Origin of the sequence: Roseibium aquae (genome assembly GCF_008711285.1) — a bacterium.
In the GTDB taxonomy this organism is placed as follows: domain Bacteria; phylum Pseudomonadota; class Alphaproteobacteria; order Rhizobiales; family Stappiaceae; genus Roseibium; species Roseibium aquae.
The window spans coordinates 130814-149365 of record NZ_VXDC01000009.1 but is presented as its reverse complement, the minus strand read 5'-3'; the positions used below and the strand labels follow the sequence as shown (position 1 = coordinate 149365).

17 protein-coding genes and 1 tRNA gene are annotated in these 18552 nt (G+C 60.8%); 11 read left to right on the top strand and 7 right to left on the bottom strand.

Annotated features, from left to right (window positions below):
- The first annotated feature begins 107 nt into the window (after positions 1 to 107).
- From cobN to F0184_RS15450, 5 genes are all read left to right on the top strand, one after another.
- On the top strand, positions 108 to 3917 hold the full coding sequence (gene cobN, locus F0184_RS15470) for a cobaltochelatase subunit CobN (protein WP_150497099.1): 3810 nt from the start codon (positions 108 to 110) through the stop codon (positions 3915 to 3917).
- Positions 3914 to 4549: a cob(I)yrinic acid a,c-diamide adenosyltransferase gene (cobO, locus tag F0184_RS15465; protein ID WP_150497098.1), complete on the top strand. Its 636-nt coding sequence runs from the start codon at positions 3914 to 3916 to the stop codon at positions 4547 to 4549. The genes cobN and cobO overlap by 4 nt, the downstream gene beginning before the upstream one ends.
- Positions 4550 to 4588: 39 nt before the next feature.
- Complete coding sequence (locus F0184_RS15460; RefSeq protein WP_150497097.1) at positions 4589 to 4897, top strand: YrhK family protein; 309 nt, start codon at positions 4589 to 4591, stop codon at positions 4895 to 4897.
- Positions 4894 to 6372: a cobyric acid synthase gene (locus F0184_RS15455; protein WP_150497096.1), complete on the top strand. Its 1479-nt coding sequence runs from the start codon at positions 4894 to 4896 to the stop codon at positions 6370 to 6372. The genes F0184_RS15460 and F0184_RS15455 overlap by 4 nt, the downstream gene beginning before the upstream one ends.
- 141 nt (positions 6373 to 6513) lie before the next feature.
- Positions 6514 to 7506 (top strand): DMT family transporter, encoded by a 993-nt coding sequence (locus F0184_RS15450; protein ID WP_150497095.1) that lies wholly within the window; start codon positions 6514 to 6516, stop codon positions 7504 to 7506.
- Positions 7507 to 7509: 3 nt separating this feature from the next.
- On the opposite strand, the gene F0184_RS15445 is transcribed toward F0184_RS15450, so the two are convergent.
- Genes F0184_RS15445 through cobD form a run of 3 tightly spaced genes read right to left on the bottom strand, consistent with a single transcriptional unit; the run spans position 7510 to position 10155 of the window.
- Entirely contained in the window at positions 7510 to 8133 is a 624-nt protein-coding gene (locus tag F0184_RS15445; protein ID WP_150497094.1) for a DUF938 domain-containing protein, read from the bottom strand.
- A gap of 23 nt (positions 8134 to 8156) precedes the next feature.
- Positions 8157 to 9134: an adenosylcobinamide-phosphate synthase CbiB gene (cbiB, locus tag F0184_RS15440; RefSeq protein WP_150497093.1), complete on the bottom strand. Its 978-nt coding sequence runs from the start codon at positions 9132 to 9134 to the stop codon at positions 8157 to 8159.
- 10 nt (positions 9135 to 9144) lie between these two features.
- Entirely contained in the window at positions 9145 to 10155 is a 1011-nt protein-coding gene (cobD, locus tag F0184_RS15435; RefSeq protein ID WP_308809957.1) for a threonine-phosphate decarboxylase CobD, read from the bottom strand.
- A 691-nt stretch (positions 10156 to 10846) separates the two neighbouring features.
- Between cobD and F0184_RS15430 the strand changes: the two genes are divergently transcribed.
- From F0184_RS15430 to F0184_RS15420, 3 genes are all read left to right on the top strand, one after another.
- On the top strand, positions 10847 to 11056 hold the full coding sequence (locus F0184_RS15430; protein WP_150497092.1) for a cold-shock protein: 210 nt from the start codon (positions 10847 to 10849) through the stop codon (positions 11054 to 11056).
- 133 nt (positions 11057 to 11189) lie between these two features.
- Positions 11190 to 11429, top strand: coding sequence for a hypothetical protein (locus tag F0184_RS15425; protein ID WP_150497091.1), 240 nt, complete (start codon positions 11190 to 11192; stop codon positions 11427 to 11429).
- 21 nt (positions 11430 to 11450) lie between these two features.
- Positions 11451 to 11831, top strand: a complete 381-nt coding sequence (locus tag F0184_RS15420) for a DUF6481 family protein (RefSeq protein ID WP_150497090.1) — start codon at positions 11451 to 11453, stop codon at positions 11829 to 11831.
- A 77-nt stretch (positions 11832 to 11908) separates the two neighbouring features.
- Here the strand turns inward: F0184_RS15420 and F0184_RS15415 are convergent, their stop codons facing one another.
- The 3 genes from F0184_RS15415 to F0184_RS15405 form a co-directional block, all read right to left on the bottom strand.
- Positions 11909 to 12784: a type 2 periplasmic-binding domain-containing protein gene (locus F0184_RS15415; RefSeq protein ID WP_150497089.1), complete on the bottom strand. Its 876-nt coding sequence runs from the start codon at positions 12782 to 12784 to the stop codon at positions 11909 to 11911.
- A gap of 117 nt (positions 12785 to 12901) precedes the next feature.
- Positions 12902 to 13756, bottom strand: coding sequence for a substrate-binding periplasmic protein (locus tag F0184_RS15410; RefSeq protein ID WP_150497088.1), 855 nt, complete (start codon positions 13754 to 13756; stop codon positions 12902 to 12904).
- 484 nt (positions 13757 to 14240) lie between these two features.
- Positions 14241 to 14314 (bottom strand) — tRNA-Cys (locus F0184_RS15405).
- A 282-nt stretch (positions 14315 to 14596) separates the two neighbouring features.
- Here F0184_RS15405 and F0184_RS15400 point away from each other — a divergent pair.
- The 3 genes from F0184_RS15400 (at position 14597) to F0184_RS15390 (ending at position 17907) form a co-directional block, all read left to right on the top strand.
- Positions 14597 to 15259, top strand: coding sequence for a protein-L-isoaspartate O-methyltransferase family protein (locus F0184_RS15400; RefSeq protein WP_150497087.1), 663 nt, complete (start codon positions 14597 to 14599; stop codon positions 15257 to 15259).
- A 290-nt stretch (positions 15260 to 15549) separates the two neighbouring features.
- Entirely contained in the window at positions 15550 to 16878 is a 1329-nt protein-coding gene (locus F0184_RS15395) for a TolC family outer membrane protein (protein ID WP_208998506.1), read from the top strand.
- A 255-nt stretch (positions 16879 to 17133) separates the two neighbouring features.
- Entirely contained in the window at positions 17134 to 17907 is a 774-nt protein-coding gene (locus F0184_RS15390) for a PopZ family protein (RefSeq protein WP_150497085.1), read from the top strand.
- A gap of 7 nt (positions 17908 to 17914) precedes the next feature.
- On the opposite strand, the gene F0184_RS15385 is transcribed toward F0184_RS15390, so the two are convergent.
- Complete coding sequence (locus tag F0184_RS15385; protein WP_150497084.1) at positions 17915 to 18361, bottom strand: DUF1284 domain-containing protein; 447 nt, start codon at positions 18359 to 18361, stop codon at positions 17915 to 17917.
- Between the last annotated feature and the right edge of the window lie 191 nt (positions 18362 to 18552).

Genomic DNA, 18552 nt, shown 5'->3' with positions numbered 1-18552 from the left:
ATCTTGCCTCGGGCCACAAAACCGCACCTTGCCCGTGCGCGATGCCGTTCAAAGCCGCGGTCCGCCTGCGGATCCGGTCACCGAAACAAGCAGTCGAAAACAGCCCCATGCACATACTCGCCAGCCAGACACGCCGCATAGAGGACGGGGGAGACGCCGTCGACCTGGGACAGGATCCGGCGGACGTCATCTTCCTGTCGGCCGCCGATACCGAACTTGGCAGTCTGGCCTCCGCCCATTCGGGCCTGGACGAGGGCAGGGCCAGCCTGCGCCTTGCCTCGATCATGGCGTTGCAGCACCCCTATTCGGCCGATCTTTATGCCGATCAGACCGTGAGCGGATCGAAGCTCGTGGTTTTGCGGCTCTTGGGCGGGGTTGAATACTGGCGCTACGGGCTGGAGCGGCTGGAAGAAGCCGTGCGGGGCGCAGGCCTGTCTTTCGCGGTCATGCCGGGCGACGACAAGTGGGATCAGGAACTGGCGGGGCGCTCAACGCTTCCCGCCGATCAGGTTCATCGTCTCTGGCGGTATCTCGTCGAAGGTGGAACGGCGAACTACAGCAATTTTCTGAGGCGCTGCGCCTTTCTCATCGGCAAGGGCGAAGAGCCTGCGCAGGCTGTGCCCCTGCCGCGCGCAGGCATCTACTGGCCGGGTCAGGCCCGGCCGGATCTGGATGGCCTGAAAGGGATTTGGGCCGATCCCTACCGTCCGGTTGCCGCGATCGTTTTCTACCGTGCCCTTGTGCAATCGGCCCAGACTCCACCGGTCGATGCCTTGATCGACGCGTTGGACGATGCGGGTGTCAACGCGCTGCCGGTCTATGTGTCCAGCCTCAAGGATGGGGAATCGACGGATGTTCTTGCCAGCCTGTTCGCGGCTGGCACTCCCCATGTCGTGATCAACGCCACCGCATTTGCCGTCTCCAAGGCCGGGGCGCCGCACACAACGACCCCGCTCGATGCGCCGGGCAAGCCGGTGCTGCAGGTGGTGTTTTCCTCGTCCTCCCGTGAGGGGTGGGCGGAGAGCGATCAGGGGTTGTCTGTCCGCGATCTCGCGATGCACGTGGTGCTGCCGGAAATCGACGGGCGGGTGCTGACGCGGGCGGTGTCCTTCAAGCAAGAAGGCCAATTCGACGAGGCCACGCAATCGACCCCGGTCCGTTTCGTGCCAGTGCCCGACCGGATCGCTTTCGTTGCCGGTCTGGCGGCCAACTGGGCTCGGCTCGGGCATGTCAGGGCACGGGACAAACGGGCCGCACTGATTCTTGCGAACTATCCGAACAAGGACGGGCGGCTGGGGAACGGCGTTGGTCTCGACACGCCGGCGTCTGCGGTCAACCTGCTGAACGCCATGGCAAAGGCTGGCTATGACACCGGCCATGCGCCCGGTTCCGAAAGCGACTTGATGAAGGTTCTTGGTGCCGGGGTCACCAATGCGCTGGATGGCCGGGCAAACCGGGAGTCGTTTCAAGCGCTTCCGCTTGAAACCTACAAAGCCGGTTTCAACAAGTTGCCGCCGCAGGTCCGTGCGGACGTCGAGGCGCGTTGGGGACGACCGGAAGACGATCCGCATGTGGTGGACGCAGCGTTCCGCCTTGCCCTGCACCGGTTCGGGAACCAGGTGGTCGGAATTCAGCCGGCCCGCGGCTATAATATCGACCCCAAGGAAACGTATCACGATCCCGCCCTTGTACCGCCGCATCATTATTTCGCCTTTTACATCTGGCTCCGCGACGTATTCGGCGTCCATGCCGTCATCCATCTGGGAAAGCACGGCAATCTCGAGTGGCTGCCGGGCAAGGCGCTGGCCCTCTCGGAAACCTGTTTTCCCGAGGCGGTGCTTGGGCCGGTTCCGAATATCTACCCCTTCATCGTCAATGATCCGGGCGAAGGCGCCCAGGCCAAGCGCCGCACGAGCGCCGTCATCGTCGATCACCTGACCCCCCCGCTTACCCGAGCGGAAAGCCACGGGGTCGCGGGGGAACTCGAGACGCTTCTGGACGAATACTATCTGGCCAGCGGCGTCGATCCACGCCGGCTGCGGGCCTTGGCCAGGGATATCCTGGCCCTCGCCAGCCAGCACGGTCTCGACAAGGATATCGGGCTGTCGGCCGAAATGGACGAGGACACACGGCTGGCCCGGCTGGACGCGCATCTTTGCGACCTGAAGGAACTGCAGATCCGCGACGGCTTGCACATCTTGGGGCAAAGTCCGGATGGACACCTCCTGACCAACCTGCTCGTCGCTCTCGCGCGGGTTCCCCGAGGGGGGAAGGCCGGCGATGAAAGCCTTCTGCGTGCCTTGGCGCGGGATCTGTTAGTCCCCGCGGAACATGCGGAGGCTGGAGCCGCCGGGCAAGAAGACCGGTTCGATCCGCTTGATTGCGACTTTTCAGCCGCCTGGGAAGGACCAAGTCCGGATGTTCTTCAGGCCGTTTCCCAGGCGCCCTGGCGCTCGAACGGAGATACGGTCGAGCGGCTCGAACTCCTGGCTTTGCAACTTGTCGCGGCGGGGCGCGCGCCGGAGGGCTTTGCCACCACGCAGCTCGTTCTGGACGAGATCTGCAGCCGACTGGCGCCTGCCGTGACCGCATCGGGAGAGGCGGAAACGGCGGCCGTTCTGACCGCGCTCGGCGGGGGCTTCGTCCAGCCGGGACCCTCGGGCGCCCCAACCCGTGGCCGCCCGGATGTGTTGCCCACCGGCAAGAACTTCTATTCGGTCGATGTGCGTGCCCTGCCGACAGAGACCGCCTGGCGGCTGGGGCAAAAGTCGGCGGATCTTGTGGCCGAGCGGTATTTTCAGGAAGAGGGGGCGTGGCCGACGGCGCTCGTGCTGACCTGCTGGGGCACGGCGAACATGCGAACGGGCGGCGACGATATCGCCCAGGCGTTGGCCCTGATCGGTGCCAGACCGGTTTGGGAGCCGGGATCGGGGCGCGTGACCGGATTCGAGATCCTGAGTCTGTCCGATTTGAAGCGTCCGCGGATCGACGTGACCTTGCGCGTGTCCGGTTTTTTCCGCGATGCCTTTCCCCATCAGATCGATCTCTTTGACAGCGCGGTGCGGGCTATTGCGAAGTTGCAGGAACCTGAAGCGGCGAACCCGATCGCGGCACGGTTTCTCAAGGACCGGGTCAAGTTCGAGGCTGAAGGGCTTGATGCCGAAGAGTCAGTCCGCCGGGCGGGGTTCCGTGTTTTTGGCTCCAAGCCGGGTGCCTACGGTGCCGGGCTTCAGGCCCTGATCGACGAGGGTATCTGGTCAGAACGCGCCGATTTCGCCGAGGCATTTCTCGATTGGGGAGGGTATGCCTATGGCGGCGGCGCGGCCGGCGAACGCGCGCGGGCCGATCTGGCTGAACGTTTGAGCGCCGTGGATGCGGTTCTTCACAATCAGGACAACCGGGAGCACGATCTTCTCGACAGTGACGACTATTACCAGTTCGAGGGCGGGCTGGCGGCGACAGTCGAGACGCTGAAAGGCGCGGCCCCAAAAGTCTATCACAATGATCATTCCCGGCCCGAGCGTCCGGTGGTGCGGTCCCTGTCCGAGGAGATCGGCCGCGTGGTGCGCGGCCGCGCGGCCAATCCGAAGTGGATCGCGGGTGTCATGCGTCACGGCTACAAAGGCGCGTTCGAGATCGCGGCCACGCTGGATTACTTGTTCGCATTCTCGGCAACCACAAGCGCGGTTGGAGATCATCATTTTGATCAGCTTTATGACGCCTATCTGGACAACGCGGACGTGAGAGCGTTTCTTGAGGACGTCAATCCGGCCGCCTATCGGGAGATCGTGGTTCGGTTCGAGGAGGCGCTTGTGCGCAACCTCTGGACGCCACGCCGGAACTCGACCCGTAACCGCATCGAAGAGCTGAAAAATGCTCTTGAACAGGAACCGCAGTCCAGGAACCCGCACGCATGACGGATAAAACGACCGACACATTGAGCGAAGAAGAACTCAACGCCCGCCACGCCGACAAGATGCGCAAAAAGAAGGCGGCGCGCGACAAGATCATGGCGACCAAGACCATCGAGAAGGGGCTGGTGATCGTCAACACCGGCAAGGGAAAGGGAAAGTCAACGGCGGGCTTCGGCATTATCTTCCGGTCGCTCGGGCATGGCCACAGGGTTGGTGTGGTGCAATTCGTCAAGGGCCGGATCGACACCGGCGAGCGCCTCGCTTTGCAGCGGTTTCACGATCTCGTCACCATCAAGCGGATGGGAGAGGGCTTTACCTGGGAAACCCAGGACCGGCAGCGCGACATCGCCGCCGCCCGGCAGGCCTGGGAGGCGGCGAAAGAGATGATCACCTCCGGCGACTATCGCATGGTGCTGTGTGATGAACTGAATATCGTGCTGCGCTACGACTATCTGGACATCGCGGAAGTGGTCGATTTCCTGAAAAACGACAAGCCGGAGGATGTCCATGTTGTGATCACCGGCCGGAACGCCAAGGACGAATTGATCGAGGTGGCGGATCTTGTGACCGACATGACGCAGGTCAAGCACCCCTTCCGGTCTGGCGTGAAGCCCCAGGAGGGCATCGAGTTTTGATCTCGTATTGCCAGGAAGCGCGACAGACAGGGAGGCAGCATGAGCAAGCTGTTTGACGGCGCCGTGCGCCATGCATCCCCGCGTCACACGGACGTGGTCCGCAAGTACGAGCTTTACCGCACCATTGTGGAATTTCTGGCGGCCATGTTCTTCGTGGTTGGCAGCATCTTTTTCTTTTACGAGAGCCTGCTTTTTGCCGGAACATGGCTGTTCCTGATCGGGTCGGTCCTGTTCGCGGTCCGCCCGACCATCCGCCTGCTTCTGGAGCTGCACCTGACGCGCCTGCCGGTGCCGGATGAGTTCCGGCCCTATGGCGCGCAAATGCAGGAACAGGACGGCCGCGCATGAGCCGCTCCGGGCGCACGCCCGCGCTGATGGTGCAGGGAACGGGCTCCAACGTGGGCAAGAGCGTGATCGTTGCCGGTCTGTGCCGCCTTTTTGCAAACAAGGGACTGCGCGTCCGTCCGTTCAAGCCGCAAAACATGTCCAACAATGCGGCCGTCACCGCCGATGGGGGCGAGATCGGCCGGGCGCAGGCGCTTCAGGCGATGGGCTGCCGGGTGCCGCGGACGGTTCATATGAACCCGGTGCTGTTGAAACCCGAAACGGATACCGGCGCGCAAGTCATCGTGCAGGGCAAGCGGTTCGGCACGATGCGCGCGCGCGAATACGGCCGGCAAAAAGCGCAATTGCTTCCGAAGGTTCTGGAGAGCTTTTCGAAAATTGAATCCGAGGCGGATCTGATCCTCGTCGAAGGCGCGGGCAGTCCTGCGGAGATCAATCTGCGCGCGGGGGACATTGCCAATATGGGGTTTGCCGAGGCTGCCGATCTGCCCGTGATCTTGTGCGGCGACATCGACCGGGGCGGGGTGATCGCTTCGGTTGTGGGAACGCATGCCGTGCTGGAGCCCTGCGAAAAAGAGCGCATCAAGGCCTTTTTCATCAACCGGTTCCGGGGGGATGTCTCGCTGTTTGACGACGGCATGCGGGAAATCGAGACGCGCACAGGGTGGAAGGGTCTCGGTGTCGTGCCGTGGTTTGCCGATGCCCGAAAACTGCCGGCAGAAGACGCGCTCGACCTGGCACGGGGCCAGGGGACCGGCGCAGTGAAGATCGCGGTCCCCGTCATCTCCCGGATCGCCAATTTCGACGATCTCGACCCCTTGCGCCTCGAACCTGCTGTCACGCTGGAATTGATCGCGCCGGGTTCTCCCTTGCCTGGAGATGCCGATCTGGTGTTGCTGCCCGGGTCGAAGTCCACGATCGGCGATCTTGCGTTCTTCCGCGAACAGGGTTGGGACATCGATCTTGCCGCGCATCACCGGCGCGGCGGGCGCATTCTGGGCGTGTGTGGCGGCTACCAGATGCTGGGGACACGGATTTCGGACCCGGAGGGGATCGAGGGACGCCCCGGCACGGTGTCAGGTTTGGGATATCTCGCTGTCGAGACCGAACTGACGCCCGACAAATCCCTGGTTGAGGCGCAGGGCCGGCATCTTGAAACAGGCGCGCCCGTCGCGGGCTACGAGATTCATATTGGCCGCACGGCTGGCGCGGATTGCGCGCGCCCGGTCATGCGGCTCGGGCAGGGGCCGGAAGCTCGGAACGACGGCGCGATCTCGGCCGATGGATTGGTGGCAGGCACCTATCTCCATGGCTTGTTCACCCATGACGCCTTCCGCAAGGCCTACCTGGCCGGTTTCGGTGCCGCGTCGGACCTGTCTTATGGTGCCAGTATCGATGCGGTGCTGGATGGTCTCGGCGACCATCTGGACGCGGTGCTGAACACGGATCTTCTGCTTGAGATCGCCCGCAGCCGTTGACGGCGCTGCAACTGCCCCCGCGATGGCGAGAGACTTGTCCAGCAAGCTTTGGGCGACAACCGTTTCCGGCTGCTCAGGCTGTTCTCAGGCTTGTTTCTGGCGGATCTAGGCGGCTTTGCGAAAAAGGTGTAGGCCAGAGACATGACCGTCTCCGCTTCCATGTCCCCCTTGTCCCGTCCCGCTGTCGGTATCGCCTTCATTCTGATGGGCATGGCCGCGATTTCCGTCAATGACATGCTCATCAAGGCGTTGTCGGGCGGGTATCCTCTGCACCAAAGCGTCTTCATTCGCTCGGCCATCGGCATGGCCTTCTCGCTCGTCTTCGTGCAACTGGAGGGCGGGTTCTCCATCTTGAAGACCAAAACGCCGTTCCTTCACATCGTCCGCGGCCTGTGCGTGGTCGTCGCCAATATGGCTTTCTTTCTGGCGCTGGCCGTGGTGCCCCTGGCTGAGGCGACCGCGCTGTTCTTCGTCGCTCCGCTGCTGATCACCCTTTTGTCCATCCCGATCCTGGGAGAGAAGGTCGGTCTTTGGCGGATGGGCGCCGTGTTGACCGGATTTGCCGGGGTCATTGTCATGATGCGGCCCTGGGACAGTGTTCCGATCGAGGGCGGACGCTGGATCCTGGCCCTGCCGGTGCTTGGGGCGCTCGGCTATGCCGTCATGCAGGTTTTGACCCGCAAGCTCGGCGGCACGACAAAGGCATCCGCCATGGCCGTCTATATTCAGGGAATTTTCCTGATGGTTTCCAGCGGGTTTTACCTCGTCGCCGGTGACGGACGCTTTGCTGAAGGGCTGGAAAACCCGAGCCTTCTGTTTTTGCTGCGGGCCTGGACCTGGCCTCAGGGCAACGATATTTTCCTGTTCGGAATCCTCGGCTTGTGCTCGGCGGTTGTCGGTTATTGCCTCGCCCAGGCTTACCGGTCGGCCGATGCCGGGCTGATCGCACCCTTCGAATATGTGGGGCTGCCGTTCGCCGTGTTCTGGGGATTTGTCATTTGGGGTGAGCTGCCTGACCTCACGGGCACATTTGGCATGGCGCTTATTCTGGGCGGCGGGCTGCTGGTGTTTTTCCGGGAATGGCAACAGCAAAAGAGGCTGGCGACGGCACGGCAGATCAAGCGGCGGCACTGACCCTTATCCGGATGGGACAGCGCCGCGCTCCCAGACCAGAAGCTGATTGTTGGCCGGCATGGCGTGGTCGTCGATGAGCCGAAGGTCCTGGGCCCGCGCCAGTTCATCCACCCATTCAAAGTCGCGGATGCCGTTCATCGGGTTCCACGCCCGCAGCTGCGCGTGGAACGCTTCGTTGCTTGGCGTGGTGAAGCGTCCGCCATACTTGAAGGGTCCATAGACGACGCATCGCCCGCCCGGTGCCAGAACCTCGCCAACCCGTTGAAAGAAGGCCTGGACCGTGGTCTCGGGCACAATGTGCAGCGTGTTCGCGGTATAGATACCGTCAAAGGCGCCGTCGTCTCGATATCCCGGCAAAGGCGGAAGCGGCCTTGTGACATCGAGGGTCAGGGGCGGCAGGACATTCGGCAAAGAGGCTTCGGACAACCAAAGCTCCATGCCGTCCAGTTTGTCCGCGATGTCGCTCGGCTGCCAACTCAAGTGCGGGAGCGCCGCGGCGAAATGCACCGCATGCTGTCCGGTTCCGCTGCCGATCTCCAGGATCCGCCGGCAATTGGCGAACGTGGTTCGCAGGTGCGGAAGAATGGCATCCTTGTTCCGGTCGGCGGCAGTGTTGAAAGGGCGCATGACAGGGTCCTTCGAATTCGCGCTCAAACGATGTTGGCCAGGGCCAGCCCGGTGACGGTCACGGTCATGACAGCCCAGGCCCCGATCAGCAACCGGAGGGAGCGGGCGATATCGCGCCCGGTCGCGTCCCGGCGGGCCGACGGATTCATGTACGGGTCCTGCACCGTATAGCCGGGATAGACGCGGGGGCCTGCCAGGCACAGATCGAGCGCGCCCGCCATCGCCGCTTCCGGCCAGCCCGCATTGGGCGATCGATGCTTGTTCGCATCCGCCGCTATGGTCTTCACCGCCGCAAGGATCGAGCCGCGCGCAAGCGGGGCGGCCAGTGCAATGAACAGTCCGGACAGACGGGAGGCGGGGAGGTTGATCAGATCGTCGAACCGCGCGGAGGCCCAGCCAAAGTCCTGATATTTTTCAGTCTTGTGACCGATCATGCTGTCAGCTGTATTCACCGCCTTGTAGATCAGCAGCCCCGGCAGTCCGGCAAGCGCGAACCAGAAGGCTGGCGCCACCACCCCGTCTGAGAAGTTTTCCGCGCAGCTTTCTATCGCCGCCCGGGACACGCCGGCCTCGTCGAGACGGGCCGGGTCGCGGCCCACGATCATCGAGACCGCCTTGCGTCCGCCCTCAATGCCTCCGCTGGACAGACCTTTTTCCACAGCCCGGACATGGGTGTAGAGACTGTTTTGGGCGAGAAAGACCGCGGTCACGGCAACCGTGAGGACATCGCCGAAGGGAAGAGCGGAGAACAGAAGGTGCAGGCCCATGCCCAGCAGGCCGGCGCCCGCTACCAGCAAGCACAAGGTCACCAGACCGCGCGCCCGGCGCTGCGCCCGTGTCCGGTCGCTCCGGTTCAAGCGCGTGTCGAGCATGGTGATGACACGCCCGAACAGGACCACAGGATGTGGTAGACGGCGCCACAGCCAATCGGGATCACCGATCACGGCATCAAGGAGGAGCGCGGCCAGAAGGAGCCAGAGCGCGGTGTCGGAAAGCAGCATGGAAGGCTGCTTAGATCTCTTTCATCGCCTCCGCAAGTGCGTCGGCAAACCGGTCGAGATTGTCTTTTGATCCGGGCAGGCCGATGCGGATCCAGGTGGGGGCATAGTCGAAAACACGGGTCCAGACATGGCGCCGGGCAAGAGCCTGATGCAACGCGCGGGCCTGGCGAAGGGATGCCAAAGCGAACAGCGGCGTGCCGCCGACCACGCCAAGACCGTTTTCCATGAGCACGATCTGGAGATCTCCTATTTCCTCGCTCAGTTGCCGTGCAATGCGGCTTTGCCAGTCGAGATCGGCGAGGGCTGTTCGTCCGATGTCCAGAGCCGGTCCGGAGACGGCCCAGCTTTCCAGACGGACCGCGGCCTCGCGGACCAGATCGGAGGGGCCGGCCATGAACCCAAGGCGCAGGCCGGCCAGGCCGAAGAACTTGCCAAAGGACCGCAGCACGACCACCGGTTCGTCCTTGAGGTTGGGCAGCAAGCTTGCCCCCGGCATCACATCCGCGAACGCCTCATCGATGATCAGCGTACCGTTTCGCGTTTTGAGTGTCTGCGCGATGTCGAGGAGGCTCCGGCCGTCCACCAACCGGCCGTCGGGATTGTTCGGATTGACCAGGACGACAATGCGCGCCGTGGCGGGCAAGGCGTAGACGCTGGAGACTTCGACCGGACAGCGGCCGGCCCTCTCCCAAACCATCTTGTGCGTGCCATAGGTTGGCGCGGCAAGCGCGACTTCACCATCGGGAAGGAGCTCCGGCAACAAGGTGATCAACGCCTGGGTGCCCGGCGCGGCGGCGAGCCCCAGATGGGGCGGGACCCGGTATGCGGCGCGGGCCGCGCTCAGCAAACGGTCGAGGGCGTCTTGCGACGGCAGGCGTGTCCAGGCCTCGGCGGGCAAATTGTCTGGCAGCGGATAGGCATGGGGGTTGATCCCGGTCGACAGATCCAGCCAACCGGCTGGTATGCCGCCATATGTTTCGCAGGCTGCCGGAAGATCGCCGCCGTGAAGCATTACAGTCATGTCCCAAGTTGCCGAGTGGTGGAAGAAGGTGGGTCCAGTGGAGGGTGTCATTGTTGTGTTTAGGCAAGTGTCGCGCCCAAGTACAGACAGGCCGCGGCGCTCTCTGCCCTGTTTGCGACAAGGGACAGGGAAAACCGGTGCTGCCGGAGGATGCGACCGCTTTCGGCGTCTTCCGCATTGTAGTCAACGACCGTGCCAGTATCGGTCCGGCATTGCCGCAATCTCGGGCGGGGGAAGGGACGGCAGAAGGGAATCGGGTCTCAGGGAAAATCTATGGAGCGGTGAAGGCGTCCTGTGAGGTTTATTGAGTGATTCAAGTCGCAGATCAGACTTGCGATTCCGGTAAAACTTCAGAATTCGATATTCTTATCGAGATGAATCCAGGCGAATAAAGAAGATTGGACGAGTTGATGTTGGCTGGCCGTAAAAAGCGACGCTGAAGCCGTTTGCGGACGTGTTGCGCGATAAAGGCAGCAAACAATGTGGACGTCCCCAACTCAACATCAAAACTATAAGTTGACTTTCTCGCTCCAAACTCATATACACAATTATCGATATTTTCTTGCCGAGATTTGGTTGCGACGCGATTGGCACAGCGTCCTGAACGAACCCTCCCTTTAAAGCATCGTTATCACCGACCGCGAGCTCTTGGCTTGTCGGTTTCTCTCTGTACGCTATGAAAGGGTTCATCATGACCACTGGCACAGTAAAATGGTTTAATTCCACCAAAGGCTTCGGCTTTATCCAGCCTGACAACGGCGGCCCGGACGCGTTCGTCCACATTTCCGCTGTCGAGCGCGCTGGCATGCGCGAAATTGTTGAAGGCCAGAAAATCGGCTACGACATGGAGCGCGACGCCAAGTCGGGCAAAATGTCGGCCTGCAATCTCCAGGCTGCCTGATAATCCGGGATCTGCTTTCCCTTGACCACGGATGTACTGGCATTGTCGAAAGCAAGTGACCAAGCAGGGCCAGGCAAGTTGCCTGGCCTTTTTCGTTACAGCTCACAGGTGAGCGGCCTTCGCGAGGAAAGCCATGACCGAAAATCACAGTAAACACCGCCAACAGGCAGAAGTCGCCTTTGGTAAAACCCAGTCGCAACTCTTTGAACGTCAACGTGCGATTGAAGACCTCAACTCGATTGTCATCGCCCGGAACGAAAAGACCCAGAGGTTGCGGGAGGCGCGGCTTGCCAAAGAGCTGCAAGACAGCATGGCCACAGCAGAAAAGCCGGCTGTGAAACGTTCGAAAAAGCCCACAAAGCGCTCAGCGTAACTCATCAAGTGGAATTGAGATTTGAAGAATATTAAAAACAATGAGCATTCAGACCGCCGCCGTTCCGCAGAGGACGCCAAGGCAGCGCTTGTTTTGGCATTTCGCGCCGCCAAGGATGCTTCCGACCCGACCTGGGAAGCCCGTCAGACGGAACGGCGGTCGATTGCAGAAGCTCGTGAGAAGCGCCGCGCCGAGCGCGAGCAGGTAAAGCTTGAAGAGCGAAATCGCGTTGCCGCTGAAGCCGCAGCGCGAGATGCCGCCATTGCCGCAGCGGCCAGAGCTGAAACCGAAGCGCGTGAGTTGGCCAACAAGAACCGTATCGAACGCGTCTTGCAGGACGAAGCGGCACGGAAAGCCGAACGGGACCGGCGCTATGCAAACCGGAAGGCCCGTCAGGCCTGAGAATGTCATGACGCGGGGCGCACTTCGGGTTATTGAATGAGACCACAGTCTTTCGCACGGCGTCCTCCGCGTTTTGTCTACCGGCCGTGCCAGTATTGATCCGGGATGGCCGCAATCTCGGGCGGAAGAAGCGGGTTGTCGATTTCAAACCGGATCCTCTCGTCCAGGCCCGCTTGCTCGAAAACCTCTCTGATTTGGGGATGGCTGTTAAAGTAGGCCATGAAGCTCCCATCCTCGTAGGCCCGTTTCAGGCCTTGCAGAATAATGTCATAGCGTTCGATGTCGTCCTTGTTCAAAAAAATAAAGTCATCGAACGGATAGACGATCATGACATTCGGATCGACGGAAAGGTTGGGCATGGTGTCTTCGCGTGCCGCGACCTCGGGAAACGCTTCTGCGGCGCCGCGGGCAAAGCCGTCCAGTCTTCCAAGAGCCACCATCTTAAACAGGCTTTCGTAGGGGGCGTCCTGCACATTCAGGCCTGCTGCGGCCATGATCTTGGTATCCGGCCATGAGGTTCCGGACCCGATCGACAGCCTTTTGAGATCTTCCATCGACGTCACGTTGGCAACCTTCGCCTTGCTGTCCTCGCTCACGATCAGGATGCGATGTCCGAGCAACCCGCGCTGCAGAGGGACTGGCACGGTTGCGAGCATGTCGTGACGATGTTGGTCGATCCCGGAGATCATAAGGTGAAAATCAGCATTGCCGGAGGCCAACAAGTTGAGCAGCCGCTCCTGATTGGCATAGGCCGTATCGACAAAGGCAATGGTGTGATCCCCGTCCGCCTTTTCAAGGGCGAGTTTGAGGAGGCCGAGGCTGTAGGCACCGAAGTTTTCTCCATCGATTCCGCCCCGCTCAGATCCGATCAGAAAGTCGAGGGCTGACGTTGGAGTTGCTCCGAGCCACAGCGCTGTGATCATCATCAGAATTCTGTGCAGAAACTCGCGCATCGAACTCAATTCCGGAAATCCAGGTGCAGTTCCGAAAGACTATCACAAAAGCGGGTTTAAGAGGTGCCCCCCGGTTCGCTTCTTCCCGGGGGGACGCAGGATGATCAAGAGACCGTTTCACCGGCCGTGCCAGTATTGATCCGGAATTGCCGCGATCTCGGCTGGGAGAAGGGGATTATCGATCTCAAAGCGGACCCTGTCGTCCAGGCCCGCTTGCTCGAAAACCTCTTTGATTTGGGGATGGTTCTCAAAATAGGCCATGAAGCTGCCGTCTTCGTAGGCCTTTTGAAGTCCGCTCAACAAGATGTCGTGGCGTTCAGTGTCGTTCTTGTTCAAAAAGAGAAACATGTCGAACGGATAGACGATCAGGACTTCGCTATCGACCGCGAGATTGGGAAACTCCTCTTTCCGGCTTCCTACTTCGAGGAATGGTTCTGCAGCGCCGCGCGCGAAACCGTCGATGCGTCCAGCCGCAACCATTTTGAAAAGGTTGTCGTATTTGGAGTCTTCAACGGTCAAACCAGCCTGACGGAGAATGTCGGTGTCGGGCCAGCCCGTTCCGGACCCGATCTTGATCCCTTTCAGGTCCTCGATGGTCTTGATGCTAGCCATCTTCCCGGCACTTTCGTCGCTGACGATCATGATCCGGTGGCCAAGCAGCCCACGTTGCATTGGAATCGGAACGGTGAGCAGCTTGTCGAAGCGCTCCTGATTGATGCCGGTGAACATGACATCGAAGTCGGCGGTGCCGGCGGCCAATTGTTCAACCATCCGGGTCTGGTTGGCGTCACCCGCATCCGTCACCACAAGGGTGTGCTCGCCCCCGGCTTTTTCAAGGGCAAGCTTGATGACCCCGATTTCGTATCTGAAGATCGTGTCTTCACCACGCTCTACACCGACGCGAAATTCCAATGCTGCCGCTGGGAAAGTGCATAGTCCAAATACAAGAAAAAGTGCCGTAAGGTTTTTCATAGGATTGCTCCAAGATCCGATTTTACGCCAAATCAATCTGGACAAGTTTCGCCTTTCCGTTTGGTTGATTTCTCAAGAGAGTGGATTTTTGATTTGGATTCCTATGAACAGAAAATGATCTGAAAACCGGAGAGGGGCTGACCTTGGTGGTTCATATCGGCTTGACTGGGGTGTTGCGGAATTCGGGGCAGAGCGAAATTCGACCCAATGCACTGTTACGTGCGAGTACCCTTTGGTTAATTCCCCGGCCGCAGGCGCCCGCTTGATTTTGACCTAAAGGCAGTTCTGGACCATTTGGCAGAGGTAGGTCAGACGTCAGGCTCTGGGCCGGTCTTGGGAGCAGCGGAGGCTTTGCGCGCGCACCCATTTCCTACTGCCGTTGGCTTCTGTGCCGCTCGTTCGCTGGCACTGAGATTATGCGGCTGGAACTGATACCGGGAGACTGGTTGGACCGATAACCAACAAAATCAGGCGCGAAAAACTCTGGAGGCCCCGACCGGAATCGAACCGGTGTACACGGATTTGCAATCCGCTGCGTCACCACTCCGCCACAGGGCCCCAAGGTGGTGTGCCGCGCCTTATCAAACAGTTATACGGCATAATCAAGACTGAAATACATCGATGCCGCCAATTTCTGGTCCGGAGGGGCAAAACACTGGCCTTGGTCTGAACTCGGCGAGGGAAGGGTTGTGGACAGTTTCCGGTTCGGCGGAGACAAAATGCGGGAAAAGAGCATCAATCAGGTTCTGGGGCGGTGTGCGCGATCAATTGCTTGTCAGGGCGCACGCGGGCCGGTAAGGAACGCTGCCAAGACTGACCGGCGATCAACACGAGGCCGATATGACCGACTATGCCCAAGCCCGCACACGCATGGTAGACAATCAGCTGCGGACGAATGACGTCACGGATCTGCGCATTCTCGATGCGATGGAAACCATCCCCAGGGAAAAGTTTCTGCCCGCGTCCAAACGCGCCGTTGCCTATATCGATGAGGATCTGCCCATCGGGGGCACGGGATCGGGCCGGTACATGCTCAAGCCGCATGTGTTTGGAAAGATGCTGCAGCTGGCGCGCGTCGATTCGCAGGACATTGTTTTGGTTGTGGGGGCGGGGACCGGCTACAGTGCTGCGGTTCTCGGCAAACTCGCGGCATCCGTGGTCGCCCTTGAAGAAAATCCCGAACTGGGCGAGGCCGCAACCGCGGCGCTGCTCGATCTTGAAATCGAAAACGCCGTGATTGTCGACGGGCCGCTGACAGGTGGCTATGCCAGCGAGGGGCCCTATGACGTGATTATCGTCAATGGGGCCGTCGATGTCCTGCCGGACGCGGTTTTGGCCCAGTTGAAGAATGACGGCCGTCTTGTCGTCATCGAGGGGCAGGGCGGGGCCGGCGCCGCGCGGCTTTATCAGAATTCGGACGGCAAGTTCAGCTCCCGTTTCGGCTTCAACGCGTCGGCGCCCATGTTGCCCGGTTTCGCAAAGAAGCCGCAATTCGAATTCTGAAGTCAGGGCCCTGCCGGACTCCCGGTGGGCGCCAGATCTCCAACCGGGATCTACAGTAAGCAACGGCATGATTTTACGTTGAAATTAGGGTTAATTGAATCTTAAGGCTGTTGCGCCAAGGTCGCAGTTTTTCCGAAAACTCGATTCGTTGGGTTCGTGCCGGTTGCGCTGGAGCACAGCTGCGTTTACTCACATCTCAGTTGGAGCGCCCACCTGAGGAGCATATTCTGGTTATGCGTAGAAGATTAAGAACAGCGTTGGCGTCCGTCCTTATGGCCGGAACCGCGACAATGTTGTCTGCTCTGGGTGGTCCGGGATCGTCCGCGTCGGCCGAAACCATCATGGAAGCCCTTGCGCTGACCTATGCCAACAATCCGACGTTGAATTCGGCGCGCGCGCAATTGCGGGCGGTCGATGAGAATGTGCCGCAGGCGCTGGCGGGCTGGCGCCCGACGGTCAGTGCGGCGGCCGAGATCGGCCGGATCCGCTCCGATTTCGACGGGTTCGAGAGCTACAGAACCAACTCGTCCATCTCCCTGTCCGTCAGTCAGACCTTGTTTCGCGGGTTTCGGACTGTCAATTCGACCCGTCAGGCCGAGGCCCTGGTGCGCGCGCAGCGGGAAAGCCTGAACGCGACCGAACAGGATGTTTTGCTTGCGGCCGCGCAGGCCTATGTCGACGTGATCCGCGATACCGCGCTCGTGTCGCTGGCCCGCAGCGACCTCGACTTTCTGAATGAGCAGGTGCGTGCGGCCCGCGACCGCTTCGAGGTCGGCGAGGGGACCCGCACCGATGTCTCGCAGGCCGAAGCCCGTGTGGCCGAGGCGCGCGCCAACCTAAATACCAGTCTGGCCAATCTCAACGCCAGCCGCGCTGTGTACCGCCAGATCGTGGGAATGGAGGCGCGAAATCTGTCGGCCGATGCCACAATCGACCGGCTCGTGCCGCAATCGATGGAAACGGCCCTGAAGATCAGTGAAACGGCGCAGCCGTTGATCCGGCAGTCTCAGCACCAGGTCGATTCAGCGATCTTCAATGTCAAGGCGATTGAAGGCGAGCTGCTCCCGACCGTGACGGTTGACGGCTCGCTGTCCCGGTCATGGAATCCGTCATCGACGGTCGATGACAGCGAGACCGCCCAAGTGTTCGGCCGTGTGAATATTCCGATCTATCAGGCCGGGCGCGTTTCTTCCCGGGTGCGTCAAGCGAAAGAGGAACTGGGCCGGGCGCAGTTGCAGCTGGACGTCATTCGAGATCAGGTGCGGGCGAACGTGATTTCCGCTTGGGGCAATTTCCAGGCAGCCGGTGGGTCGATTGAAGCCGCGCGGGCCGCCGTCGAGGCATCGCAGCTCGCGCTCGAAGGCGTCATCGAGGAGCAGCGGGTCGGGCAGCGCACCACGCTGGATGTCCTGGACGCCCAGCGGGAACTGGTCAATCAGCGGGTCAACCTTGTCACCGCCCAGAGAAACCGGATTGTGGGAGCCTATCAGCTCGTATCCGCGATCGGGCGGCTGGATGTCAGCTCGCTGGAGCTCAATGTGGCTCACTACAAGCCGGTGGAACACTATCAGGCGGTCCGCGATCAGTGGTTCGGCCTGCGCACACCGGATGGCCGGTAAAAGGCTATTCGTTCAGTCACATGCCGTTTGCCTTGCGTTCCGCGTTAAGTCTCTGGTGACGACGGCAACCGTTTGGGTTTCGCCGTATGCGGGAAACGATGTAAAATCTTACCCGGTCACCTAAAAAGGGGAAAAAGCCTTTAGCGGCAGCCCGTTCGCTTTTCCCTTGCGCGATTGATCTCCATACTCGGCCTTAACGAATCGTTCAGAGTTCGCTGAGTGATTCGATTCGTAGCCAGTTGTCTGGGGGTTGTCATGGCTGAGGCGAAACAGGCTGAAGAGCCTTCGATGGAGGAAATCCTCGCATCGATCCGCCGAATTATCTCCGACGAGGATGCCCAAAAGGATTCGAATGGCGATGATAAGCCGGCCGGGTCCGCGAATGTGTCATCGCCCGACATAGCCAAATCTGAAGCCGAGGACGATATGGGCGCTTCCGAAGAAATGTCACAGGACGACCTCGACAAGCTCTTCGATATGGACGGGCCGGATGAGGATCTGGAGGACGACGCCGACGAGATGGCGGCCGCCATGGCGGAAGACGCCCTGGACGACGTGGGCGGCGACGATGACGTTCTTGAACTGACCGAAGACCTTGCCCTGAGCGAAGACGATATCGCCGGCGATGAAATGGATCTGATCGGTGGTTTGCCGCAGGATCTGTCCGATGAGGACATGGAGATCGGGTTCAAGGAAGAAGAACCTGAGGAAATCCTTGCGGTCGAACCGCCGGAACCCGAGGATGAACCGGACTTCGCTCCGGCTGCGATGACCCGTCCGGTGCCGGACCGGCCGTATCAGCGTCTCGCCGAAGACGAACCGCTCATTTCGGCGCATACCGGCGACAAGGTGCACGCGGCTCTGGACAGCCTGTCCGGCATGCTGATCGGCGGCAACGCCCAGACCATGGAAGAACTCATTCAGGACATGCTGCGTCCGATGCTCAAAGCCTGGCTCGACGAGAATCTTCCCGGCATGGTCGAACAAATGGTGCAGAAGGAAATCAAGCGCATGATGCGCCGGCGTTGACGGCCGCTTATGTCCGCTTCATTTGCGCGCTTCGAGGCTTCAGCAGCGCCTGTTCATAGTCATCCGCTGCCACATGGCTGCATAGGTCATACCAGTCGCACCCGAGGCAAGGGGCCCTGTGGGTTTCGTTTGCGAATGAATGGCGGAGTTTTGCGATCGTCCCGGGGGCAAGATGGAATGCCGCCCCAGGCTGGTGCGGGATTGCGACCCGGTCTTCGACCCACCGCAAGGCTGCGATATCCCGCTCCCGGACACTGGCGTTGAAACAATGCGCGTCCTTCTCGCACGCCAGCGGCGCACAAATATCGTCCGGCCCCTCCACGAGGATGACGGGTTCGCCGCCATTCAGCCGGTCTACGATCTTCTGGTAGTTCGCGACAAAACCGTGTGAATAGCCTTCTCCCTTGAAGGTGAGGATGCACAGCAGGTGGTGAGCGCGAAGGCGTATCGGCATCAGGGGCCCCTATTCCAGATCAGCGTGTGTTGCAGCGGAACCGCGTGAACACCTCAGGCTGATCGCTTCTCGAGTTGCCGGGCATCTGTGGCCGCTTCTGGCAAGACGTCCGATGCGCTGCGCTGGATCTTGGAAGGACGCGATGTTTGTTCCCTGTTCGCCAGGGTCAGCGGTTGACTTGGGCGTTGGCT